The sequence below is a fragment of the Ensifer sp. ENS08 genome (assembly GCF_014852195.1).
GTDB lineage: Bacteria > Pseudomonadota > Alphaproteobacteria > Rhizobiales > Rhizobiaceae > Ensifer > Ensifer adhaerens.
Window position 1 is genome coordinate 17,612 of the sequence record NZ_JACVBF010000009.1, and the last position, 23,857, is coordinate 41,468.

18 protein-coding genes are annotated in these 23,857 nt (G+C 57.4%); 13 read left to right on the top strand and 5 right to left on the bottom strand.

Annotated features, from left to right (window positions below; all coding sequences use genetic code 11):
- Positions 1-445: 445 nt before the first annotated feature.
- A complete protein-coding gene (locus IB272_RS19710) occupies positions 446-913 on the bottom strand; it encodes a MarR family winged helix-turn-helix transcriptional regulator (RefSeq protein ID WP_348646795.1) in 468 nt (155 codons plus the stop codon).
- A gap of 510 nt (positions 914-1,423) precedes the next feature.
- On the opposite strand from IB272_RS19710, the gene IB272_RS19715 reads away from it, so the two are divergent.
- From IB272_RS19715 to IB272_RS19730, 4 genes are read left to right on the top strand one after another with little or no spacing between them, the layout of a single operon-like run.
- Complete coding sequence (locus tag IB272_RS19715) at positions 1,424-2,296, top strand: branched-chain amino acid ABC transporter permease (protein WP_192444718.1); 873 nt, start codon at positions 1,424-1,426, stop codon at positions 2,294-2,296.
- A complete protein-coding gene (locus tag IB272_RS19720) occupies positions 2,289-3,353 on the top strand; it encodes a branched-chain amino acid ABC transporter permease (protein WP_246810385.1) in 1,065 nt (354 codons plus the stop codon). Before IB272_RS19715 ends, IB272_RS19720 begins: the two co-directional genes overlap by 8 nt.
- Positions 3,350-4,108, top strand: a complete 759-nt coding sequence (locus tag IB272_RS19725; RefSeq protein WP_192444720.1) for an ABC transporter ATP-binding protein — start codon at positions 3,350-3,352, stop codon at positions 4,106-4,108. The genes IB272_RS19720 and IB272_RS19725 overlap by 4 nt, the downstream gene beginning before the upstream one ends.
- Positions 4,101-4,802 (top strand): ABC transporter ATP-binding protein, encoded by a 702-nt coding sequence (locus IB272_RS19730; protein WP_192444722.1) that lies wholly within the window; start codon positions 4,101-4,103, stop codon positions 4,800-4,802. Before IB272_RS19725 ends, IB272_RS19730 begins: the two co-directional genes overlap by 8 nt.
- A gap of 1,549 nt (positions 4,803-6,351) precedes the next feature.
- Here IB272_RS19730 and IB272_RS19735 read toward each other — a convergent pair.
- Entirely contained in the window at positions 6,352-7,554 is a 1,203-nt protein-coding gene (locus IB272_RS19735) for an FAD-dependent oxidoreductase (RefSeq protein WP_192444724.1), read from the bottom strand.
- 413 nt (positions 7,555-7,967) lie between these two features.
- Here IB272_RS19735 and IB272_RS19740 point away from each other — a divergent pair, with 413 nt between their 5' ends.
- The 6 genes from IB272_RS19740 to IB272_RS19765 all read left to right on the top strand — a co-directional run bounded on the left by IB272_RS19740 (position 7,968) and on the right by IB272_RS19765 (position 14,074).
- Positions 7,968-9,134 (top strand): ABC transporter substrate-binding protein, encoded by a 1,167-nt coding sequence (locus IB272_RS19740; protein ID WP_192444726.1) that lies wholly within the window; start codon positions 7,968-7,970, stop codon positions 9,132-9,134.
- A 559-nt stretch (positions 9,135-9,693) separates the two neighbouring features.
- A complete protein-coding gene (locus IB272_RS19745; RefSeq protein ID WP_246810386.1) occupies positions 9,694-10,959 on the top strand; it encodes a 3-hydroxybenzoate 6-monooxygenase in 1,266 nt (421 codons plus the stop codon).
- Between the two features lie 91 nt (positions 10,960-11,050).
- The gene (locus tag IB272_RS19750) at positions 11,051-11,737 is read left to right on the top strand and encodes a fumarylacetoacetate hydrolase family protein (RefSeq protein ID WP_192444728.1); all 687 of its coding nucleotides are present in this window, start codon (positions 11,051-11,053) and stop codon (positions 11,735-11,737) included.
- A 10-nt stretch (positions 11,738-11,747) separates the two neighbouring features.
- Entirely contained in the window at positions 11,748-12,392 is a 645-nt protein-coding gene (maiA, locus tag IB272_RS19755) for a maleylacetoacetate isomerase (protein ID WP_192444730.1), read from the top strand.
- A gap of 21 nt (positions 12,393-12,413) precedes the next feature.
- On the top strand, positions 12,414-13,517 hold the full coding sequence (locus tag IB272_RS19760) for a cupin domain-containing protein (RefSeq protein WP_192444732.1): 1,104 nt from the start codon (positions 12,414-12,416) through the stop codon (positions 13,515-13,517).
- A complete protein-coding gene (locus tag IB272_RS19765) occupies positions 13,514-14,074 on the top strand; it encodes a maleylpyruvate isomerase N-terminal domain-containing protein (protein WP_192444734.1) in 561 nt (186 codons plus the stop codon). The genes IB272_RS19760 and IB272_RS19765 overlap by 4 nt, the downstream gene beginning before the upstream one ends.
- 384 nt (positions 14,075-14,458) lie before the next feature.
- Here the strand turns inward: IB272_RS19765 and IB272_RS19770 are convergent, their stop codons facing one another.
- Entirely contained in the window at positions 14,459-15,667 is a 1,209-nt protein-coding gene (locus tag IB272_RS19770; RefSeq protein WP_192444736.1) for an NAD(P)/FAD-dependent oxidoreductase, read from the bottom strand.
- A 246-nt stretch (positions 15,668-15,913) separates the two neighbouring features.
- Here IB272_RS19770 and IB272_RS19775 point away from each other — a divergent pair, with 246 nt between their 5' ends.
- Together IB272_RS19775 and IB272_RS19780 are read left to right on the top strand one after the other, a co-directional pair.
- Positions 15,914-16,474 carry an Rrf2 family transcriptional regulator gene (locus IB272_RS19775; protein ID WP_246810387.1) on the top strand — a complete coding sequence of 187 codons (561 nt, stop codon included), beginning with the start codon at positions 15,914-15,916 and terminating at the stop codon, positions 16,472-16,474.
- Positions 16,475-17,213: 739 nt separating this feature from the next.
- The gene (locus tag IB272_RS19780; protein WP_192444738.1) at positions 17,214-20,351 is read left to right on the top strand and encodes a PAS domain-containing protein; all 3,138 of its coding nucleotides are present in this window, start codon (positions 17,214-17,216) and stop codon (positions 20,349-20,351) included.
- Positions 20,352-20,442: 91 nt separating this feature from the next.
- Here IB272_RS19780 and IB272_RS19785 read toward each other — a convergent pair whose 3' ends face one another.
- Both IB272_RS19785 and IB272_RS19790 read right to left on the bottom strand, forming a co-directional pair.
- The gene (locus tag IB272_RS19785) at positions 20,443-21,168 is read right to left on the bottom strand and encodes a HAMP domain-containing histidine kinase (protein WP_192444740.1); all 726 of its coding nucleotides are present in this window, start codon (positions 21,166-21,168) and stop codon (positions 20,443-20,445) included.
- Between the two features lie 239 nt (positions 21,169-21,407).
- Positions 21,408-21,701, bottom strand: a complete 294-nt coding sequence (locus tag IB272_RS19790; protein WP_348646796.1) for a hypothetical protein — start codon at positions 21,699-21,701, stop codon at positions 21,408-21,410.
- 866 nt (positions 21,702-22,567) lie between these two features.
- On the opposite strand from IB272_RS19790, the gene IB272_RS19795 reads away from it, so the two are divergent.
- Positions 22,568-22,870, top strand: a complete 303-nt coding sequence (locus IB272_RS19795) for a hypothetical protein (protein ID WP_192444744.1) — start codon at positions 22,568-22,570, stop codon at positions 22,868-22,870.
- Positions 22,871-23,857 lie beyond the last annotated feature (987 nt).

The window sequence follows — 23,857 nt, forward strand, 5'->3', positions numbered from 1 at the left end:
GTAGCGAACAATGGTCTCGCGCTTGCCCTGTAGGCCGAGCGCGGCTGATTACGAACTCGCCGTTCTGCAGCAAGGGCTCAAGTGCGTAAGACGAGAGATCAAATGGTTTGTCTCTCAGCCCTTGATCATCGATACTGTTCCCCTTGCCGATATGTCGCATCGGCCAAGAACCCTCAACTCTAAGTTAGTCGACGAGACGCTGGGACGCGCATTCGTTGGCCACGGTACACCTCCATTTCTCAGACGTCCATCAGACTTTGGTGTCGGTTTAATGGGAGCCGATGGGTTGCCAAGGCGCACGATACTCGCGTTTCTCAAGTGAGTTGGTAGTTCGCCCTACGACCAACTGTCGTCGGCGGATGCTGTTCACCCGCTTCGCCATACACCGTCCGCCGCCGCGCTTCTTCGGGCGACCGGACTCACGTCGAGCGGTTGTTACGCCCCCCTACGGTGACGGCCTTACCGTTAAGGGGGCGCGGCTGTTCTGGTTGCCAGCGTTCGTCGCTTTCTCCAGCAGGCTTATCAGAGCTTCCTTCTCAGACTTGTCGAGGCCGGTAAGGATGTCATCTTGCAAGTCGCGAACGACAGGCATGAGCTGTGCCAGGACGCGGTTTCCGTCTGCGCTTAACTTAAGAAGTCGAGACCGACGGTCCCGCGAATTCACCGTCCGCTCGATTAGACCCTTCTGTTCAAGCCTTTCGACCACGCCAGCGATCGTCACGCGATCATAGGCAATCATTCCGGCGAGCGTGGCTTGGTCAATCCCCGGGCTGGCTTCTAGTGCGGTGAGTGCAGCAAACTGGACTGAGGTGAGGTCGTAGCCTTGACTTGCCATGCGCTCCGCAAAGACCGACATCGATATCTGATTCATCCGGCGTATGAGATGCCCTGGCAGCTTGTAGATCTCGAGCACGTGCTCTCCGTCATGTGTGTTTGTTTCAAGTCAATAGAGAGAATAGGCGCTTCCAGATGCGTTGACAAGCATACGAATGGTTCGTATACTTCCTAAAATCAGCAACTACTGGCACGCGCTGAGGAGGCGCGTGCTAGTCGGGAAAACCGACAGGTGCGCAGCGGACAAAGCAGCGCAACCTTGGGCGCAGACGGTCTCAAGGAGTTCCGAATCGCCCGGCGGTCGCCGAGCTATTGGAATGGGAGGTTCCTATGATCGATGAGATTGCCCAGGATGTGTTTGCCGATCAACGCATTTCGGGTGGTGAAAGCGCTTACGTCCATCCTGCGCGCTCAACTGTACTGCTGAACTGAAGGCGATATTACCGCCAATGAGCCGGTTTCGCCCACGATGCCAGTGACGCAACTTGCCTTAGGCATGCGGAACTGAGCCGCTGATAGCTGCGCACCTTCATTCTAAATCGCTGGCGGGCCTCTCGCCAGTATACCGAGTTGCGCTCCGGAGGAGAATATGGATCGAATTCTGCTAATCGAGCAAACGCTGAACGCCCTTCAATTGGGCGTCATGCTCTTTCTGATGGCGGCCGGGCTCACGCTCGTCCTTGGTATTATGAACTTTATCAACCTGGCGCACGGTGTGTTCTACATGCTCGGTGCGTACTTCGCTGCAACGATCTACCATATGACTGGATCGTTCGTGATCGCAGCCTTAGGCGCACCTCTCGCCACGGCGTTGATCGGAGTGGCCGCCGAGTTGTTGGTACTGCGTCACGTCATCGCAAGACCCCCGCTCGACCAGGTTCTTTGTACGGTGGGATTGATCCTTTTCTTCAACAATCTCGTCCGGATAATTTGGGGGCCGCTACCGCTCTTCTTGCCCGTGCCCGACGCATTGAAAGAAGGCATCGAGCTTCTTCCTGGCTTGTCTTATCCGGCCATACGATTGGCGATTATTGTTGCGGGTCTCGCAGTGGCGGTGATGCTTTATGTCCTCATCCATAAGACCCGGACAGGTATGTTGATCCGAGCCGGGGCATCAAACCGCATGATGGTGAGCACGATGGGTGTGAACATCTCGCTGCTCTTCACCGCAGTCTTTGGATTAGGTTGCGCAATGGCCGGGTTCGCCGGAACGATGGCAGGTCCGATCATGGCCGTCCGTTCAGGGATGGGCGACGAGATTCTTATTCTTACGCTCGTGGTGATCGTCATCGGCGGCATCGGCTCGATCCGTGGCGCCTTTGTTGCGGCGCTCCTGGTTGGGGCTATCGACACGTTTGGCCGCATCACACTCCCTGCCTCCATGGGTGACATTGGCATTTATGTGCTGATGGCACTCGTTCTTTTCTGGCGCCCGAAAGGATTGTTCCCCGCTCATGGATAAGTTGCTAGTTTACCCCCTCGACCAGAATGCCACCCCCGCGTCAGGTGCACCTATGTCGCGTCAACGTCTGGCGTCCCCTTTGTGCTTGGTCATCGCAGGCTTTCTGTTGCTTGCGCTGGTACCAGCTGTCGCGAGTTACCTCGAAGAGCCGTTCTACATCCGGTTCGCGACTCGTGTGATGATAATGGCGCTTGCGGCTGTGAGCCTCGACCTGATTTTGGGCTTTGGCGGCATGGTTTGCTTCGGTCACGCCGCTTTCATGGGCGTCGGAGCCTATGCAATCGGGATCATGGCTTGGCACGTCGAAAACGGTGAGCCGATTATGAGCTGGCCATTTGTTCTGCAGCCCTTCGACCAACTTTACTTCACGTGGCCCGCTGCCGTGGCAGCGGCCGCACTGGTCGCCCTGGTGATCGGGCTGATCTCCCTCAGGACGAGCGGCTTGTACTTTATCATGATCACGTTGGCGTTCGCGCAGATGCTCTATTACTTCTTCATCTCGCTGGAGACCTATGGGGGAGAAGACGGCCTTCAATTCACGCCGCCGACAGAGCTTGGTTTCATAGATCTCGATGACCGGATCACGTTCTACTACGTAACGCTCGCTGTCCTCGCTGGCTGCTCATACCTGGTTTGGAGGATTGTGAACTCCCGGTTCGGGATGGTCATCCGAGGTGCACAGCAAAACGACCGGCGTATGCGTGCGATCGGTTTTTCAACATACCAATACAAGCTTGCATGCTTTGTAATCTCTGGCGCTATCGCGGGATTGGCGGGTGTCATGCTCGCACAAAGCCAGCAGTTCGTCAGCCCTGCCGACATGGCCTGGGTGCGCTCTAGCGAGTTGATCACGATGGTCATAGTGGGCGGTATTGGGACGGTGTTCGGTCCTATCGTCGGCGCCGCAACGTATCTGCTGCTCGAGCTTGTGATTGGAAGCTACACCACTCATTGGCAGGTCATTCTCGGGCCGATCCTAATCTTCGTAGTCCTCTTCGCAAAAGGCGGTCTAGCCAGTGCATTTGGAGCATTGGGCGGCAGAAAGGTGCGTCAATGACTGAACTTCTTCTCAAGACTGAGGGGCTGGTGAAGCGGTTCGGTGGCTTGGTGGCCACGGACAACTTGTCCCTCGAGGTCGCCGAGGGTGAACTTCACGCGATCATCGGGCCCAACGGTGCCGGCAAGACGACTCTGATTTCGCAGCTTGCGGGTGAGGTTCCGCCAACGGGAGGCCGAATCCTGTTTCAAGGTCGTGACATCACCCGCATGAGCACGCCCCAGCGCTGCCGACAGGGTTTGGTACGTTCATTTCAGATTACTTCGCTTTGCAAGGATATGACTGCATTGCAGAACGTCGCTCTAGCGGTTCAGGCGCGCCAAGGCCACAGTTTCCGACCCTGGCGGTCTGCGAGTGATGATTCCTCGCTCGTCGAACCGGCGCGCGCGCTGCTCCAGCTGGTCGGCCTGCTACGGCGAGGGGACAATTTGGCCGGTGAGCTCGCCCACGGCGAGCAGCGCCAGCTTGAACTGGCGGTTGCCCTTGCAACCGAACCGAAATTGATACTCCTCGATGAACCAATGGCAGGAATGGGTCAGGAGGAATCCGCCGCTATGGTCCAGCTTCTCTCCCGCATCAAGTCTCGGTACACGATTGTACTAATAGAGCACGACATGGAGGCGGTCTTCGCACTCGCTGACAGAATTAGCGTCCTGGTTTACGGCCGTTGTCTTGCCACCGGAACACCTGCTGAAATCCGTTCAAACCCGGACGTGCAAAAGGCATATCTCGGGGAGGAGGGCCCCCATGCTTGAAGTTGATGACATCAAGGCATTCTATGGCTCCAGCCAAGCACTTTTTGGCATGACGCTAAAAGTGGACACAGGCGAGATCGTGAGCCTTCTCGGGCGAAACGGCATGGGCAAAACCACGACCGTCAAGGCTATAGTGGGGCAGGTGGGAGTAAAGGGCGGCTCTATCCGCTTCAGCGGACGAAAGATCGCCGGGCTCCCTGCGCATCGTGTGGCTCGCGTCGGGATTGGTCTAGTGCCTGAGGGGCGGCATATCTTTCCCAATCTCACTGTTCGAGAAAACTTGATTGCCACAGCACGGCCGGGCGCAGACGGCTCATCACCCTGGACATTTGCAGCCATCATGCGACTTTTCCCCCGCCTGGGCGAAAGGCTTGAGAACATGGGGGATCAACTGTCTGGAGGGGAGCAGCAAATGCTTGCGATTGGACGTGCTCTCATGATCAACCCGCGCTTGCTTATCCTCGACGAGGCAACGGAGGGTCTCGCACCCTTAATCCGTGAAGAGATATGGAACTGCTTGAAATTGTTAAAGAGCATGGGGCAATCAATTCTTGTCATCGATAAGAACCTGAGCCACTTGTTGCCGCTTGCCGACCGCCATTACGTCGTCGACAAGGGGCAGGTCGTCTGGGAAGGCTCCTCAGAGCAACTCAAGTGCGATGAATCCGTGCGCAATCAGTACTTGGGCGTCTGACGCACTGTTGACTTGCCGACGTTGGAAGGCCTCGCCGCAGTCGTAGCCCGCCCCTGCGGGCATCGCTCCAAACCATTCATGGAGAAGCACGTACTCGTCTTGGGAGATGAAGCACGTTGCTTGGATTTCTGAGCGAACGTCCCTGCAAATTCGCCCGCTCAGAAGCGGAGAGGCGATGAGCGATCATCGCCTCTCTTGTTTTCAAACGCAGGTAGATACTGGGGTAACGCCTGGTGTCCAGTGCCGTTTCTTCACGCTATCGAATCCTCTTGCGGCGAACGGTATGCTCTACCACTGACGTTGCTGAGCGCATAATTGAAGGTCTATTCGGATTTTGGTGTAGTTCGCGAACCCTCTGGCCGCTACGGGCCAGTCGTCACGAACGGTTGAAACCGCCCGCCCCGACGGCATCTCGCAATGCGTTCGCTTCCGGCGCAACGTCAACCGCTGGACGCTGCAACCGAGGCGCCCTCGTATGGAGCGTCCACCGTCTGCCGATGTGCGATGACCTGGTGCTTCACCGCCCTCCCAATCCTCGTTGAGGAAACGATCGGGGCGCTTCGCCTGACAGCACAGCTCTACAAGCGCCCTCTGCGATCAAGCCTGGCTGGGTGCCCGATGACTTCCTTGCAGGTATTGAAGGGGCGACATCTACGAAAGGGCAGGGCGAGTTTCGATGCTCCCTCTCACTGGATCGACGGGCCGAAATCCCGCCGGCCACAAGTGACTTTCAACGGTTTGTGACGAAAGCCGTAGTTCCCACCCGTCTGTTCAGACAAGGCTCGTTCGTTCGTCGACGTCTGCTGCCTTTGCAGTCGGCAGTCATCGGGACACCGAATGCAAAGGCAGTTCACGCCGACGGTTCAGGGCCTGCTCGACAGCTCGGCGATGGAATGCGCAACGAAGGTCGGCATCTTGAAGTTGGCTCCCTATGGCATGGCGATCTTCGGCAGGCGGGCAATTCGAGCCAGGTGCCTGATCTCAGGGGGAGGGTGGATCGCGAGAGTCTCCAAAGGCTTCGGCGAGCTTGGGCGCGAGTCCTCGGCGACAGGCTGCGACCGCGCCATCTCGATGGGCGCAAGCGTCGCCGCGGCGTCGCGCCCGTCTTGCCGGGGGCGAACTGCTTGAGGTCCCGGCGGGGCATTCCTCGACCGTCGCCAACCTTTAACGCCCTTTGCGCATCGGCGGCAGAGATCGCCAGGCGCGGCATCGCCCGCTCGGCTGGTGAAAGACGTCTGCCACTCTCGAGGAGGGGTGCGTTTCCTGTCCGCGCCGTTTGGCGCTCGGGTTGCGAGGTCCACGGCACAGATATGTTCTGTGAACATGCTGCCGCCCGTCTTGGCGGAATTCTCGTCTCCTGTTCCAGCTCGCACCTTCCAGGTTGGACGCAGCAGCTCGGACTTTTGATCAACGTGAACATGGCACCTCGAACACGCATTCCCACACGATAATCCAGTAGCCGATCGTGTCTCGATGGTATTTGCGCCCGGACTCGTGCCGGGCGCCCATGAGGAGCGTGCAGGAGCGAGTGCAGCCCACCCGGCGAAGATTAGCCTTCGGCGAGATACATCAAAGCCTGCTGCGAAGTGGCGGCCACTGGCGGAGTGTCTGGAGCTTCCAGATCTTCGGCCATGCCAACACCCGCCACCGTGCGACGGCAGACATATTCTTTCCAGCGGGCAGCTCTCTCGCCCGTCCAAATCTCCTTCATCGGGCGGTCGGTCAAGTCGACAAACTGGATCAATCCGTCCTTGCGACCGAGACTTACGCAACGAAAAACGTACCCGAATTTGAATGCTGCGGGGGCCTCATTTCGAAGCACGTTGATGACGCTCGCCGCTGCTGCCTCACCCATGGGACGGCCCGCCGCGCAGCTCATTCGGCACAACCCGCCCGGTTCGGCATGCACTTCGGCGATGTCGCCAGCCGCGAAGATGTTCCGATGCGAAACGGATTGAAGGGTCGGGTTGCAGACGATCCGGCCCGACGCAGTCGTCGCTATACCAGATCGCTGCGCCAGGTCTGGTACTACGAAGCCCGCGGCCCAGATGCAGCGGTCGAATGTTATGGTTTCTCTGTCTTGCAGTTTCACTTGCTGCGGATGGATCGCTGATACGAGCGCTTTCTCGATGAACCGGACGCCCAGTCGGTCAAAAGTACCTCTGAGATGTCTCACCGCTGCCGGGTCATATCCGCCGGGCAGGCTCGAGGGGCGAAGTTCGTCTGCTCCGATCATGACGACCTCGATCTCGGGATATTGTTCGGCGAACTCGCAAGCCACCTCGATGGCAGTTAAGCCACCCCCGACAATGACGAGCCGACCTCGCGACGTGCTGGCCCATTCGGACAGTCCGCGTACCTCGGCTACACTGTCGAGGCAAATGGCGTTTTGCTTGATCCCGGGTACCATGTGGCGATTGCTACGACTTCCGATAGCGACGATGAGGGAGCCATAGGTAATTTCAGCTTGCTGGCCATCCCAAGCCGCAACCAGCAGCGTCGATCGATCGGGATCGATAGCCGCCACCTCGCCCTGAAGAAACGAGCCACCAAGCATTTCCATTCGGCTGGCGTAGGGGTAGTGCCCCTCGGACGCGCCCGCGGCGATTTCGTGAAGCCTGATACGCTCAACAAATTCAGCCTTTGCATCCACGAGCAGCACACTTGCGCCTGTCTCGGCCTTAAGGATGCGATCCGCCGCCGTCATTCCGGCGTATCCACCTCCCAGCACAACAACATCAAAATGGTTCATTTCCCACCTCTACCTTGAAAACGATTGACCACCTTCGAGTGGTTCTTATCAGGTCGTACATACGAAAAACGCGGCCGTTGATTTTAAGAGCTTGGAACGGCCGCTCTCAGCGAGCTTCCGCTTTCGCCGTTCGTTCATGAATGCGACGTATACTAATAATTCGCATACGTATCGTGATTGCGCAAGTGCAAAATGGGGCTGGGGCATGGGGTCCAATAACAACAGCTTCGCCGTCTCAGGGCCAGCGAAGACAATTGACAAGCATACGAACCATTCGTATACTGCCTAAAATCAGGCGATGGCATATTGGTCTTTTTCGGCCTGCGTTGGTCGGCGTTTCGTGCCGCAACGGCTGTAACTCTAGTGGAATGCGTAGTCATCAACGGCCGATCAAGGCCAAATGGGAGGAAACCATGATCCGCGAAGCATTACTTGCAACAACCTTCGTTGCTGGCATTACTCCGGTGCACGCAGCTGAAGAGGTCCGGATCGGCTTCGTTGCTACGTTCACCGGAGCAAACGCAATGCTGGGGTCGGAATTGCTCGACGGCTTCAAGCTGGGGCTTCAAAAGTCCGGCGGCAAACTCGGCGGCCTCCCCGTCAACCTGATCATAGGCGACGACCAGGCCAAGCCGGACGTGGGGCGACAGCTGGCCGACAAGATTGTGGAGCAGGACAAGGTCGATATCGTTGTCGGAATGAACTTCTCGAATGTTCTCCTCGCGGCGGCTAAGCCGATATTGAAGTCTGAGACGTTCCTGTTCAGCGTGGGCACAGGCCCCTCACAGTTGGCGGGCAAGCAATGTGATCCCTATTTTTTCGTGCCGTCCTATCAGAACGACGGGCCCGCCGAGGCCATGGGCGCGTATATGACGCGGCAAAACATTTCCGGCGTCTACCTGATGGCTCCGAATTATCCTGCGGGGAAGGATCTCATCGCGGGCTTCAAGCGGTTCTATAAAGGAGAGATCGTCAAAGAGGTCTATACAAAGCTTGATCAGCTTGACTTCGCTGCCGAGCTTGCAGCGTTGCGGAGCGCAAAGCCGAAGGCCGTGTTCTTCTTCTATCCGGGAAGCCTGGGAATTAGCTTCATAAAGCAATACGACGATGCTGGCCTCAAGAAGTCTATCCCGCTCTACGGTCCATCCTTTTCCTTCGATCAGACAATCTTTCCTGCCGTGGGCGACGCGCCAATCGGCGCAACGGCGGCAGCGGCTTGGACCGAGAAGATCGATAATCCGGAGAACAAGGAATTCGTAGCAAGCTTCGAAAAGGCATACGGACGCCTACCTTCCGGATACGCCGCACAGGCATACGACACGGCAAGACTGTTTGATGCTGCGATTGGGCAGGTTGGAGGCAAGATCGAGGACAAGGCTGCGCTGCGTGAAGCGTTCCGGAAGGCCGATTTCAAATCAATCCGAGGCCCATTCAAGTTCAACAACAACCAGTATCCGATCGAGAACTACTACATTGCAAACGTTGAGAAAGACGAGCAAGGCCGAACGATCATGAAGCCTTTTGAGACCGCACTTGTTGGTCATACCGATTCCTATGCATCGGAATGCACGATGGATTAGCGAAACCGGGTGGACTTCGCTCAACCGCTCCAGGCGGTAGCGAAGATCAGCCGATCGCTCTGCGCCGGCAATTACCCGTCGGCACTATGAGCGGGAATACCGGAAGACGGAGCGTGTGGTGCGCTCTGTTGTCCTGGCAATTGGGCAGGGTACCCAAATTCTCGTTTGCTAATGTGGGCAAACGATCTTGTGCTTTTGGCTTCTTCAGGTTGCGACCCCGCTGGTTGCGAGGTTGCGCGCGCATGCGATTTTAAGCCGAAGAGGAAAGCGTTCGCAACAGCCGCCGCAAGTGGGAAGGAGGTGATAGTGCCAAATGAGACGTATACTGATCGATAAGGCGTGAAAAAGACGCTGAACGAGTCCCTGGCACAGCACCAGCAGGCTGCGTCGCGGTGTGTAACTCACCGTATGCAAAGCCGTGCGGACCTGCGTTAGACGCCGCACATGGCACCGCCTACTGGGTGCCTGTCTCCTTCCAAAATAGCCCGGAAAGCTCTTGGGCCCTCGCGCGGTAGCGAAAGCCACACCCGATCGAACCCATCGATCGGAACGGGAAAGCATGAGCCGCGGTCAACCGCAGTACCTCGAACCCGTAAAGGAGGAAATGATGCAAAAAGCTAAATCAATTATCATCGCAGGTGGTGGGATCGGCGGCCTATCTGCGGCCGTCGGCCTTTCGAAGCACGGCTTCAAAGTTACGGTCCTTGAGCGAGCTCCGGTCCTTGGCGAGATCGGCGCTGGCTTGCAGCTCGGACCGAACGCATTTCATGCGTTCGATTACTTGGGCATTGGAGACGACGCCCGGAGAATGGCGGTCTATGTTGACAAACTCCGGCTAATCGATGCGACGACCGCCGAGGATGTTGCTGAGATAGATCTTGGCGAGGCGTTCAGAAATCGGTTTCGTAATCCCTACGCTGTGGCTCACCGTGGCGACCTCCACGGTGTCTACGTCCGCGCATGCAGGTCGAACCCGTCGATCGATCTCCGAACCGGCTGCAATGTGATTGGCTACGAGCAGGACGGATCAAGTGTCCGAGCGATCTTGGAGACGGGCGAGTCCGTTGAGGGGGCGATCCTGATCGGCGCGGACGGTCTCTGGTCGAACATCCGAAACAAAGTGGTGGGCGACGGCGCGCCGCGAGTCACGGGACATACCACCTACCGTAGCGTTATTCCCACAGACCAAATGCCAGAGGACCTGCGTTGGAATGCAGCTACTCTATGGGCAGGCCCTAAATGCCACATCGTCCACTACCCGCTGTCGGGCTGGAAGACCTTCAATCTCGTGGTGACCTGCCACAACGACGCATCGGCGCCTGTTTCGGGACTTCCCGTCGCCGATAGAGAAGTGCTTGAGGCTTTCAGTCACGTCCATCCTCGTGCTCAAAGCATTATTCGCCACGGGCAGAATTGGAAACTTTGGGTTCTTTGCGATCGCGATCCAGTGGACACCTGGATTGATGGTCGTGTGGCATTGCTCGGTGACGCTGCACACCCCACGCTGCAATACCTCGCCCAGGGAGCATGCATGGCGATGGAGGATGGCGTAGCACTTTCTCTCGAGGTGGCGGCACGGCCAGAGGATCCGGAGTCAGCTCTGTTGGCGTACCAGAACCGGCGCCGGGTTCGAACTGCGCGTATCCAATTAACGTCCAGGGCGATTGGCGACCATATTTATCACCCGGCCGGCGTCCATGCGGCCCTGCGAAATTCGATCATGTCAGCGAAGTCGCAAGAGGAATGGTATGACGCGCTCGACTGGCTGTACGGTGCACAGCACAGCGATGCCGCAGCTGCAGCTAGTTTTCTTGAGCCCGTCTAGTCAGGATTCTCAGGTGTCCAGATGCGACAGTAAGACATGTTGCCGCTTGATCGAGCTCGCCCGCCTAAACCCATCACAAAGGATAAAATTGATGTCGTACGTCTTTCAACCACCGAGCACGCCAAGCGTCGCCGTAGCGGGAACGAACGACCGCTTTCCGGTTAGACGCGTCCTCTGCATAGGACGCAACTATGCTGCCCATGCTCGCGAGATGGGTAAGGATCCGGACAGGGAGCCGCCCTTTTTCTTTACGAAGCCCGCGGACGCCGTGGTGGATGACAATGCGAAGATCGTATATCCGCCTTTGACCAAGGACTTCCACTACGAGGCCGAACTCGTCGTTGCCATTGGCAGGCGAGCAAAGAATGTCGCCATTGGCGACGCGCTCGCCTACGTGTGGGGCTATGCGGTAGGAAACGATCTAACCCGTCGGGACCTGCAGCTTGCGGCGCGTGACAAAGGCCGTCCTTGGGATGAAGGAAAAGCTTTCGATCATTCCGCTGTGGTGGGGCCCATCCATCGAGTTGCAGAGGTCGGCCACTTCTCATCAGGCTCCATCCGCCTAACGGTAAATGGGACCGTGAAGCAGGACGCTGACCTTAGCGAACTTATTTGGTCCGTTCCGGAAATCATATCGATCCTGTCGCACTCGCAGACCTTGGAGGCTGGCGACTTGATCATGACAGGGACTCCTGCGGGCGTGGGCCCGCTTGTCAGAGGTGATGTGTGTGTCGTCGATATCGACGGGCTCGGCACAATCACCACCACAGTTGAGTGAGCGCTTCGCCATGTTCAAACTCCACAATTTCTTTCGATCGTCCGCCTCGACGCGGCTGAGGGCGGCACTCAACTACAAGGACATTCCCTACGACTACGTGTCCTATGTTCTCCGCAGCGGTGAGACTCGCCAGCCGAACTTCTTGAAGATGAACCCAGCGGGACTCGTCCCGGTGCTGGAGCGCAAGGATGGCGTCTTCATGTCCCAGTCCCTCGCGATTGTGGAGTGGCTCGAGGAGACTCACCCGACGCCTCCACTTCTTCCTGCTGATAGTGACGGACGCGCTCGAGCCCGCTCGCTTGCCTACATGATCGCCTGCGAAGTTCATCCGCTTAACAATCTGCGTGTCCTCAAGCATTTGACATCGGCCTTCGGCGCTGACGAAGAATCTCAGAAAGAGTGGTTTACACACTGGGTGGCCACGACTTTCGATGCCCTCGAAGAAACCCTGTCTGCTGATGAGAGCACTGGGGTTTACTGCCACGGCGACACACCGACCGTCGCTGACATCTGCCTGTATGCGCAGGTTTGGAATAACGCTCGCTTCCAGATCGACACCGAATCCTGGCCCACCGTAGCAAGGATTTTCAAGGCATTGAACGAAATACCAGCATTCCGCAACGCTGCGCCGCAATCGCAGCCGGACGCATCCTAATCGGTTCGAGGAGGAACAATCATGGGATCGGTTGTAGAGAAAGTTGAACCCCATTCCGGGCAGCCCGAGGATACTCAAGAGCTGCGCAACCTTTACGCTGGTTTTGAGCGTGAACACATTGCGCCGCTGTGGACGCAGCTGGGGAACCTTATGCCGCGGCAACCGAATCCTCAGGCGGTGCCGCATATCTGGAAATGGGCAAACTTGCTTCCGTTGGCGGAAAAGTCTGGAGAACTCGTCCCCGTCGGGCGCGGTGGCGAGCGGCGTGCGCTCGGGTTGGCAAACCCCGGCCTGGGCGGCAATGCCTACATCAGTCCTACACTCTGGTGTGCTATCCAATACCTTGGTCCGAGAGAAACAGCGCCGGAGCACCGGCACGCCCAAAACGCGTTTCGCTTTGTCGTTGAGGGCGCCGGGGTCTGGACTGTTGTGAACGGTGACCCGGTCCGAATGAGCCGCGGCGACTTGCTCCTTACACCCGGTTGGTTTTTTCACGGCCACCATAATGACAGCGATCATCCGATGGCTTGGATCGATGGCTTGGACATTCCGTTCTCGTTTCAGAACGACGTCGGGTTCTTCGAATTCGGCGCAGAACGCGTCACCGATTACGCCACGCCTCAATTCTCGCGGGCGGAGCGATTGTGGGCACATCCAGGGCTACGGCCGTTATCCGGACTGCAAGACACTGCGAACTCACCGATGGCGGCGTACCGCTGGGAGCATACCGATCGCGCCCTAACCGAGCAGCTTCTGCTGGAAGAGGAAGGATATCCAGCGACGGTTGCACAGGGCCACGCTGCTATACGCTACGTCAACCCGACCACCGGGGGTGACGTGATGTCAACGATCCGCTGCGAGTTTCATCGGCTGCGCGCAGGCATTTCGACTGCGCCACGCCACGAAGTTGGATCAACCGTTTTCCAGGTATTCAACGGGCGGGGGACCGTAGTGATCAATGGCGATGAGCGGGCGCTGGATGTGGGCGACATTTTTGTCATTCCATCATGGGTTCAATGGTCGCTCCACGCGGAAACCCAGTTCGACCTCTTCCGGTTCTCCGATGCGCCCATTATGGAGCGCCTAAATTTCGCCCGAACACTGGTTGTGGGAGATGACAGATGAGCGACCGAGAAGAAGCTGCGCGCGCGCAATTGCGCGCGCGCCAGGGCGCAGGCGCCCGCTATGATCATTTTTCTGCCCCCCATGTCGACTTGAGCCTGGCGAGGCAAGGGACCGCGTACTTCGCGCGGCTCCTGATGAATATGACCGATGAACAGCTCTCCGCGCCCTCCCGTGCGCCCGGCATCAGTCGTCGCGAGATTGTTGCACGAGTCGGATTGGAAGCAAGGTTCCTAGCGGAAACCGTCGCCTGGGTGCGCGTCAGATCGGATCAACCACTGCCGATCGATCAAAGTGTCGTACCGAGTGAGGTTGATTTTATCTCAACGCTGCCCTCTCAAGCCCTTCGGAACCTGTTTTCACACTCCGAAGTGCATTTGAATGTGGAATGGAGGGACTTGGATGCGGAGGGCTGGAACACAATAATTACAGACCGCAGCGGGAGGCCGTTTCCAATCGACACAACGCCGCGATTGCGCGCACACTCCATCTGGCATAATGCGTGCCAACTAGGGCTGAGCAGTAGAGTTGCTGACATTCCGAAAGAACTTCGTGACTAGGAAACAAGGGACGGCGCGTTTATTTGCTGCACGAACCCCCGATCTCAGAAGAATGGCCGATTGGTTCAACCTGGCCATCACTTTCTCATTGCAGATGCATATCTTGTCCTCGTTTTAAGGGCTATGCTTGGCCCTTCCTTTTCGAAAGCCAGCACCGGTTGTTTCGCTCTAAGTTGGTAGACCGCGCACGCGAGAGGAACCCTCTCACATCTGGCAAGTAGGAACTTGATCACCTCGGAAGCGGAAGCGGCATGTTCCTCCAAATGACTTCGAGTGATCGGTCAGGTAGGTCCGATCACTCGTGCCGGTCCGGCTGCGATGATGCCACGAGGAACTCTAGACACCATGTCATACCGGACCAGGTAGGGGCGTTTCCCCTTATCTTCAGGCCACAACGACGCGAAGCGGATCGGCAGCCTCCAAAGCTGCTGCACGATCGGCGCTCGGCGGATAGATCCATGTCGTGTTGATGGTCGTCTTGAGTTTCTTCGCTTCTGCGCCGGTGAGTTTCACCTGACGATCCCACCCTTCGGTATAAACCGCACCCCACGGACCTAAATCGAGGCAGGTCACGTACTTTTCCTGGCTGTAGGGGATGGGGGGAACGCCCAGAAGGTCGGCGGCGACGTTGTACCCGGAAGAGCGGCCTAGATTCTGTGCATGTTGGCAGCTCATCATGGTTCGATTGCCGTTATCGTCGGTTGCGGCGCAGGCGACATCGCCCGTGGCGAAGACGTTCTCGTGTCCGATCACCTTGAGGTTTCTATCGACATGAAGGCGCCCGAAGGAATCCTTATCTGCGTCAATCTGGCTCGTGATTGGGTTCGCGCGGGCACCGGCCGTCCAAATCACAGTGGCCGCGTCGATGCGTTCGCCGGACGTAAGTGTGACGCCTTTGGGATCAATCTCCGTAATTGGGGACAGTAGAAGCGTCTCGACGCCCAATTCCGAGAGGGCTCGCTCGATGATCGGACGCGGACCGGGGCCAAGGTCCGGTCCGATCGCAGGTGCGCGCTCGACAATTACGACGCGGATGTCAGCGTTATCACCGAGTGCTGCACGCATGCGGTGGGGCATTTCGGCCGCCGTTTCGATGCCAGTGAAGCCGCCCCCGGCAACGACGACGGTATTGCGTGCGCGCGTTTCCGGCAGTCGTGCCAATCGGGAAATGTGATCCTCCAGTTCCGCGGCATCGGCAAGCTGATCAACGTTGAAAGCGTGGACTAGACCTTGAATGTCAGGACGGTGCAGAACGCTGCCCGTCGCAAGGACAAGCTTGCTGTAGCTGATCGATAGTACCAGGCCGTCCTCATCCGCATACGTGACGGTGTTGGTCTCCGTAGAAATAGACATCGCATGGCCGCGGATGAAGCGCACGCCAACGTTTGCGAAGATTTCCGACAGCGGGGCCTTCATCTGAGCGGCATGCTTCTCGTAGAGGCGGGGGCGAATGTGCAACTCAGGCTGGGGGGCTATCACCGCGACCTCCACAGACCCGTCAGCCCTTCCTTGCTGATCCAACAGCCGCATGGCACCGAGAGCAGTCCACATTCCGGCAAAACCGGCTCCAACAATCAGAATTCGTTCACGCATTCTCTATTCCTCAGGCAAGTCGTCGCCAGTGGCTGGACGAGGTAAGGCACCGGACAAATGACAGTTTCATTAGTCCCCATGGGGACGGTTCGGCGATGATTTGAAATGGTCGCCTAACTCCGATTAACTTGATCGTAGTAATCGGGCAAACGAAAATCGTGCCTGGATTTGGAAACGCACTGTCAACGCAGCAGCGACGCCTATTGGCTTGCGGGAAACCGCAAATGAGGTTATCTACGACGGTATTTGTCGTTGTTTTGGTGCACTATGGCCCACGTAAGCGCAGGCGTAGAATACGCTCTCCATTGCCTACTGACCCTGGTCGAAGCTGAGGAAATCGGCCAGCCAGCCAGTGCTCGCGATCTCGCAGAGCTACAGAAGATTTCCACCGACTTCGTCGCAAAGCTCTTCACCAAGCTCCAAAAGGCGGGCATCGTTGCCGCCCGAGAGGGAATTGGAGGTGGGTTTGCGCTTGCCCGTCCCGCCACCAACATCACTGTGCTGGAGGTCACCGAAGCGATCGACGGACGCAAGGCACTCTTCGAATGCAAGCAGATTCGTGGTCAGTGCGCGGTGTTCGGCGACCAAATCCCCGCCTGGGCGGAGGACGGTGTTTGCTCCATCCACGCGGTGATGATCGAGGCGGAAAAACGGGCGAGGGAAGTCATGGGCGGCCACACCTTGGCAAACCTAGCGGCACGAGCAGCCTCCAAAGCCCCGAAAGAACATGCCGAACGCGTAAAGGACTGGCTGTCCGGGCGGACGCCACAGCGTCGCCGTCGTGGCCTTCTCGCAAACGCCGAGTGAGAGTGGGCAATTTTGCCGGGCGCGTCGCTAAAGTCGCATCGACAGCCGGGGCAGTTCAGCGCGATGGGATGATCTTGCTTCCCGATTCCACACGAAAATCCGAATAGCCTCGGATTGTTGCAGTACTCGTGACAAACGGTTTGGCTGCCGCGCTCCGGTCTGGAGCCTCTTGGCCGATGGCTTTTGTTGCGGCACTGACTACTTATGGAGCAGCCAGTGTCCCAAGCTGCCCCGACAACTCAAGACTAGGTCTTGTGGTTGATCGATAGCTGGAACACTGGCACTCCCTGCCAACGTTTCTCAAGACCTCCCGAGAAGGATCGTCGGCAACGCTCTTATACTCCGCTCCCCATGTATCCCCATAATGTCGACTAGGGGGGAGTAATGTAACTACATGTAATGTCGACAGCATGTTTTACGTCCAATGCTTCCTTGGTAACATAACGTTAAATGCATGGGCCGGAACTAGCGATGTCGTCGGCTAAAGGTTTCCGTATTGGTTCTTGCCTAATTGATCGAGAATGCCCCTCGTAAGCCTGCCACCTGCGAGAGCAGGGGCATTCTTCCAGGTTGCGAGAGAGGCGTTTCTTGAGTCGCACTGGGTTGTCTTGGTGAAAGCCGCGCGGCTCCAATCCGCGGATAGCGTTTACCAGGGTTGCGACTTCCCTACACCAAGGAACAATGGACAGTTTCGCCTTGGTTGCTCATACTCCGAGCGACGAACGCGAGTGAGTTGATCATGCAAATCGATCTGGACCGCGTCCTGAGGTCGTTGCCGTCTATCCTTTGGACGGCGGGGTGCAACGGGGAGGTGGATTTCGCGAGCCAACGTTGGTCCAATTACACGGGCCAGCGCCACGAGGATGCGCTGGGGTCCGCTTGGCAGCAAGCTTTTCATCCACGCGACCTGCAGGCATTGCAGGAACGTTGGCAAGTCCTGTTGGATTCTCGTAGCTCCGGCGAATTTACAGCCCGTGTGGGATCCGCCGATGGCGGTTTCCGTCTCCTTTCGGTTCAGTTTGGTCCGATCCGGGATGACGGGGGCAAAGTTGTGAAATGGTGCGCCTTCGGCAGTGACGCCCCCAATTCACTCTGCAGCGGAGAGCATAGCAAGCGCCTGGTCGACCTCTCTGTGCTGGTCGCAAACATGCCGGTGCCTGCAATTGTTACTTTACCGTCTGGAGAGATCGAGACGGCAAATCAGCTGGCTCATGACGACTTGGGTGACCGGTTCGGAGGGTTCAGTCGCTGGGACGCTCCCGCCGCACGTTCTGGTGAACCAGAACATACGCTCGTTGGGTCGGGCGATGGCTGGCAGAATAGGGCCCCCTACAACAGTGAAAGTCGGCATCGTCGGAGAGATGGAACCTATCGATGGTTCAATACTCTCGGACTGCCCGTGACAGACGATGAGGGACATGCATCACGATGGCTGCATTTGCTCGTTGATATAAACGAGGGAAAGCTGGCCGAAGGCTCGCTTGGTGATTGCCAGCGCGAAGCACGACAGCTTGTGGACTGCATTCCGGTCGGGATCGAGGTTCTCTCACCCGACGGCAAACCCGAGTTCGTTAACGCCTTTGCCGCGAGATATTTCGGCAAGTCGGTTGCGGAGCTGAGAGAAGCGGGACTCTCCCCCTTCATACACCCCCAAGACCTGCCCCTGGTACTTGAAGCGTCCGCCTCGTCCACGCAAACAGGCGCTCCATTCGACATGGAGTTTCGATTCCTGCATAGTTCGGGAAACTACCGCTGGTTCCACGTTCGCGGATCGCCACTCCGGGACTCAACTGGAAAAATCGTTCGTTGGTATGCCGTACACATTGATATCGACGATCAGAAGCGTGCTGAGTACGCATTGCTCCAAAGTGATTTCAACTCCAAGCTTACGGTCAACAACATACCTGCGATGGCTTGGTCTTCACGCCCTGACGGTGCTGCCGACTTCTTGAGCCAGTACTATCTTGATTATATCGGCAGTTCGGCGCCGGCGGCCGAGGGGTGGCAGTGGACCTCGGCAGTTCATCCCGACGATCTCCCCGGGCTGATCGACAAATGGCAAGTCATTATGGCTTCGGGCAAGTCCGGAGAAGCGGAGGCCCGTATTCGCCGATTCGACGGCGAATACCGCTGGTTTCTCTTCCGCGGATATCCGCTGCGGGACAGCTCGAGCAACATCGTAAAATGGTATGGCGTCAACACCGACATTGATGATCTCAAGCGGGCTGAAGCCAACCTTTCGCGTGAAAAGCACTTGCTCGAGATCATCGCATCCGGTTCCCCAGTGCGCGAGGTTTTGTCGGCTCTGTGCGCGTTCGTCGAAGAGAGCACGACACATTGCTACTGCGATATTCATCCGATCGACTGGAGTGTTCCCGCCATCGAGTACAGCGTAGCACCGTCATTGCCCGCCGAGTACACGGAACCGATTGCCGGGGTTTCACTCAGCGGTGACGGCATACCGTGCGCCATCGCAGCGCGCGAAAAAATCCAGGTCGTTGCTGAGGACATCGATTCAGATCCGCGCTGGCAAAACACGCCCGTTCGCATTCACGTTCTGAAGCATGGGCTGAGGTCCGTGTGGAGCACGCCTATTTGTACCAAGGATGGTCACGTCCTCGGCACGCTTTGCCTCTATCAGCGGCAACCTGCGGTTCCGTCCGCCAAGCACCAGAACATCATCGCGCACGCGACGCACATCGCGAGCATTGCGATTGAACGGTCCCGGACGGAAGCCGCCCTGCGGCGCAGTGAGACTGTGCTGACCGAGGCACAACAACTGAGTTCTACGGGCAGCTTCTCTTGGCTCGTCGACACGGAGAAAGTGTTTTTTTCCAGGGAGCTGTATCGAATTTTCGAATACGAACATACCGAGCCAATGACGGTAGCTAAAGTCCGCTCGCGAGTACATCCCGAAGACCTACCGCTCCTTTCGGCACAGATGGCTCGAGTGCGTGATGGACAAAGCTACATCGGATACGAGATCCGGCTGCGCATGCCTGACGAGCGCGTGAAAAATGTAAGGACGTTCGGACGCGTGATTACCCATCAGGACGGACAACTTGAATGTTTGGCCGCTGTGCAGGATACGACAGAGCTTCGTGCTGCGGATGAGGCACTTGGTAAGGCCCGCGCAGAACTGGCGCATGTCTCACGAGTGAGCAGTCTTGCAGTATTGACGGCGTCGATAGCTCACGAGGTGAACCAACCACTCGCGGGCATCATAACGAATGCCAATACCTGTCTCCGGTTCCTGGCTAACGATCCTCCCAATATAGATAGCGCCCGCGAAACCGCGCGCCGTACGATTCGGGACGGTAGCCGAGCTGCCGACGTGATTGCGAGGTTGCGAGCACTGTTTAGCAACAGGGAAACAGAATTTGAAGCCGTCGACCTTAATGCGGCGGTCCATGAGGTGTTGGCACTGCTGCGCGGCGAATTGCAGCGGGGACGCGTGATGGTTTCGACCGATTTGGACAGTGGATTGCATCGCGTCCTTGGAGATCGCATTCAGTTGCAGCAGGTGATCATGAACCTAGTGCGAAACGCACTCGATGCGATGGTGAGCGTCTGTGATCGTCCCAGGACACTCGCGATTGCGACGACGCACCTTTCTGACGGCCAGGTGCAGCTTTCCGTCCGAGATTCGGGAGGCGGTTTTGGCCCAGAGGGAAGTGGGAGGATTTTCGATCCATTCTACACTACGAAGAATGACGGCATGGGCATTGGCCTTTCCGTCTGCCGTTCCATCGTTCAGAGGCATAATGGGTTCCTCTGGGCAAAGGAGAATAGCGAGCATGGCGTGACGCTAGCGTTTTCGATGCCGCCATATTTTAGACAAGCGTTGCTTGAAGAAGTTGATGTCCAGACGGGGTGACTTGCCCCCGATGCCAGTAGACGAAGTGTGAATGCTCGATCGGATCGCTGTGGAGCCGCTCAGCTAATCTAATGCCGGGCGGCTGCGCCACTCACTTAGTAGCTGACCCGATCGGTAGCCACATGTGAACGCCTGGAGGGGTATGAAACGATCCGCCGACAGCAAGTTTCCCGCCTTGATTTTCCACTATCTGTCGTACAACTGCCATTCCCCGCATCTCAGTTTCGAATGGGCAGTTTTCATTGCCACCCGCGTGTGATGAATACTCGCACCCATTCCTTTTTGAAACTGATAAACGGATCATGGGGCGTAGCGGTTCGGTTAGCAGGTCGACCCCCGCCGAAATCAAGACTTCTCCTCCGTTTGGCATCCCGGTCCGCGCGTCAAGAACGAGACTAAGCAGGGCCCGTACCATCAATTGCTGATCGCAATATATGGGGGGAAGGTTACGGGGCACGTCGAAACATGGGCGGACATCCCTTGAAAGCGCGCTTCTAAGGGCTGGCTCCAGAGAGGACAGAAACTGGCCGACATCGATATTCACAGGCCTGAGCTGTCGGGGATTGGCGCAATCCAGAAGCTGGCGTACCAACAGTCGTGACAGAAGCATACACGAGATACCTAGATCGTAACGTCTTCGCTGCTCGGGAGAAGCGAACTTCTCTTCCTGAAGGTCAGCAAACACTCCCATGACAGGAGCAAGGAGGGCGTTCAGATCGTCCGCCACTGACTCGATGACGCGCTGCGCAGCGTGACCTTCTCTCTTGGCTGGCTTCTTTAGTCGATAGCGTATTTTTAATGCAAGTTTCTCAGCCATATCGGTTCTCCTCAATAGAGGGTTCGCCTCATAAAAAAGCTGGTCTGTTGTTTCTAGCAGGGAGGTAGTTCAGCTTCGCTAATATTCCTGTATTACAATTAATTTATCTATTGTTCATTCGTATTAATCTGTGTCGGGTTGCTCATTTGCTTGGCTATCAAAAAAACGATCCGCTTGTTAGGGCGGTAATAGGGACAAATACGCGCGCTCGGGATGGCACCATAGATCGCTTCAGCGCCCTAAAATTGTCTTTGCGGTACGAACAGGCAGATGGTCCGGCCATCATGCGCACCTGCAGCCGAGCACCAGTGATATAACCCGTCCGGGCTCTGCTTGATGCGGCCGTCTTCGTAGCCAATCGTCTCGCCGGTCTGCACGATCACGTATCCCTGGGGCTGCTCGGAAACCGCGTGCCCGGTTACCATCCGGCAATCGTAGTCGGAACAGCAAGCCGATGGGTATGACCAGCCGTAAGGTTGCCCAGGGGAGGGCTCGGCATCGTGGGCATTGGCTGCTGCTGAGATGGCCGACACGATAGATACTCCTGCAGCAAAGGTGCGCAGTGCGCGCTTTGTGCGCGGCGCAGGCGGGATCCCTGAAGGCAAGTGCATCGCTGGACTCCTTCGATATTTGCATTGCAAGAATCGGGTAAGAGAGCGAGTTTGACTATTATCCGATGGTATAGTCTTGCAGAATAGCGGCGTTGATATCCAAGTATGAGTTGATTATACCAACGTGCAATTTACTAAATACTTCATTCTGTTTTATATGGCCTAATTGGTGGACTTTGCCGCCCAGCATTCAGCAATGCTGGGGGAAAGACGCAACCCTCGCTACCCCCTAAGGCAGAGCTTCGCGAGGCGGCAATCGCACAATCGCTCGGAAGTCGACTCGCGCCCACAGTCACAGCCTTGAGCGAGAGGACGCAGGCGGGCCTCTCCTACCCACGGCCTGCGTCCTCACCCATTCCGACAAAGGCCCTGATGGCGCGCCAAAAGCCGAAGGCAAAGGCCTAATCTCGTCACAGTGTCCGCTGCCCAGGCGATGTGTCCACCGAGATGACAGGCTTCGTCAAAACGCGCGGACGATCTACGGATATGCTGATTGCAACGCTGTCAGATCAGCGGCCAACGTGACGCGTGGCCCCTGGGCGTCGACGCCTTCAATGCATGTTCCGTCGGGTGATACTCCTATAAAGGCCGACGCGGTCTGGCGACTCAGTCCGGACAATCCAACTGTGCGGACCACGACATCTGTTTCCTGACTAGGTTGAAGTCGTCAGAGTGTTAACCTTAGTAAGACGAAGGCTCAGGCGCAGCCCTCATGCTGCCATCGTTTGCCGCGAACAACTTGGCGGCCGACATCCGGCCCGATTCGAAATCACATGAGGACTTTCCCGATGCTGAAGACCACCCTTGCCGCAGCCGTTGGCCTGCTTTCCTTCGCGCCGTTGGCCAATGCTTCAAGCGATGCAGCGTGGAATGCCCTCTTCGCCAAGGCGAACGGAACCTGCATCGGGCAGTCTCGCATGGTGTCGCCCGAAGCCACCGCGCCAGTTGTCTTCGATGATGCCACCGGGAAGATCGCCGTGCTGCTCCGCGAAAAGAGCCCTAGGACGAAGAGGATGGTCAATGTGGTTTGTCTCTACGATAAGAGGTCTGGCAAAGCTTCGATCGCCGAGTATCAATGGCTGGGGCAGTAACCCGCCGACTTCCAAACCGTAGAATGAAGTCGCGTACTCGACATTTCTCTCACGTGCTGGAAGTGAACGGATGGGTGGCGTTAACTCGTCGTTGTGCGAGTCCTATAATTGTTGACAAATTTGGCGGAGTGCCAGCCCGCTCACCGACTGGATTGGATGTCGGAACTCATGCGAGTCCTTCGGGCGGGACGCGCGCCAGACGGCTGGCTCTATATCCCCGTCTATGGCGGCGCGAAAGCGGCTGCACGTATATCGGTCGTGGGTACTATCCGGAGCGCACGTCGAGGGGATGGAGGTCGAGATCGGGCCAGCATGGCTGAACGTCGACGACGCTGATGGAGCAGAGGTGAATCGCCGGCTCGTCGAGAACGGCCTGGCAGTTGACTGGTCGCGATACAGTGGTGGAAAGTACCTTGATGCTTAGGACAAAGCGCGAGCCCAGGCGCGGGGGATCTGGCGAGGCGCGTTTCAGTTGCCATGCGAAGCGCGGCACAGCGAGCGAAACAATTGTCTTCTTGTTGACTGGCACACTGCTGCCTACGGGCAGCAGCCCGCCTTTGAGCAAGCGAAGGTGTAGAATCTCTCGTCGACATCCCAAATCCAGCCGATCAACTCCAACGCAACGCGGATACCACTAAGGAGACCGGTCTGGCTAAGTAACTCGGCGACTGCGTGATGTGCGGCTGCCTGAGGAAGGTGATCTTGGTGCGTTCGGCCACGGCAGGGCGTCGGCAACACGGGCCGACCTTAGGAGCACCTGGCCCAAGCGGCCTGATGTAAGTGGCCTTGAGGCGCTCATTTCAGCCGCAGGGCAGCCTGATCAAGGACACGCGTATAGCGCGGCCGGCAACGATGACGGATCATGCGTCGGGTTCCCTCCAGTTGATACTGCTACGGCCGCAAGCCGATGCTCCCGATGCACCCAAGCGGCCCAGGAGAGGTCGCTAACCGTCCTTTGGACGGTGTTCCCTTTGCGCCCAGCATACC

What these genes read in the sequence shown, in the direction of transcription:
- IB272_RS19740 (WP_192444726.1), top strand. Translation starts at nt 7,968, where the DNA reads ATGATCCGCGAAGCATTACTTGCAACAACCTTCGTTGCTGGCATTACT.
- IB272_RS19750 (WP_192444728.1), top strand. Translation starts at nt 11,051, where the DNA reads ATGTCGTACGTCTTTCAACCACCGAGCACGCCAAGCGTCGCCGTAGCG.
- IB272_RS19745 (WP_246810386.1), top strand. Translation starts at nt 9,694, where the DNA reads ATGAGCCGCGGTCAACCGCAGTACCTCGAACCCGTAAAGGAGGAAATG.
- IB272_RS19765 (WP_192444734.1), top strand. Translation starts at nt 13,514, where the DNA reads ATGAGCGACCGAGAAGAAGCTGCGCGCGCGCAATTGCGCGCGCGCCAG.
- maiA (WP_192444730.1), top strand. Translation starts at nt 11,748, where the DNA reads ATGTTCAAACTCCACAATTTCTTTCGATCGTCCGCCTCGACGCGGCTG.
- IB272_RS19730 (WP_192444722.1), top strand. Translation starts at nt 4,101, where the DNA reads ATGCTTGAAGTTGATGACATCAAGGCATTCTATGGCTCCAGCCAAGCA.
- IB272_RS19725 (WP_192444720.1), top strand. Translation starts at nt 3,350, where the DNA reads ATGACTGAACTTCTTCTCAAGACTGAGGGGCTGGTGAAGCGGTTCGGT.
- IB272_RS19735 (WP_192444724.1), bottom strand. Translation starts at nt 7,554, where the DNA reads ATGAACCATTTTGATGTTGTTGTGCTGGGAGGTGGATACGCCGGAATG.
- IB272_RS19770 (WP_192444736.1), bottom strand. Translation starts at nt 15,667, where the DNA reads ATGCGTGAACGAATTCTGATTGTTGGAGCCGGTTTTGCCGGAATGTGG.
- IB272_RS19760 (WP_192444732.1), top strand. Translation starts at nt 12,414, where the DNA reads ATGGGATCGGTTGTAGAGAAAGTTGAACCCCATTCCGGGCAGCCCGAG.
- IB272_RS19720 (WP_246810385.1), top strand. Translation starts at nt 2,289, where the DNA reads ATGGATAAGTTGCTAGTTTACCCCCTCGACCAGAATGCCACCCCCGCG.
- IB272_RS19780 (WP_192444738.1), top strand. Translation starts at nt 17,214, where the DNA reads ATGCAAATCGATCTGGACCGCGTCCTGAGGTCGTTGCCGTCTATCCTT.
- IB272_RS19785 (WP_192444740.1), bottom strand. Translation starts at nt 21,168, where the DNA reads ATGGCTGAGAAACTTGCATTAAAAATACGCTATCGACTAAAGAAGCCA.
- IB272_RS19715 (WP_192444718.1), top strand. Translation starts at nt 1,424, where the DNA reads ATGGATCGAATTCTGCTAATCGAGCAAACGCTGAACGCCCTTCAATTG.
- IB272_RS19795 (WP_192444744.1), top strand. Translation starts at nt 22,568, where the DNA reads ATGCTGAAGACCACCCTTGCCGCAGCCGTTGGCCTGCTTTCCTTCGCG.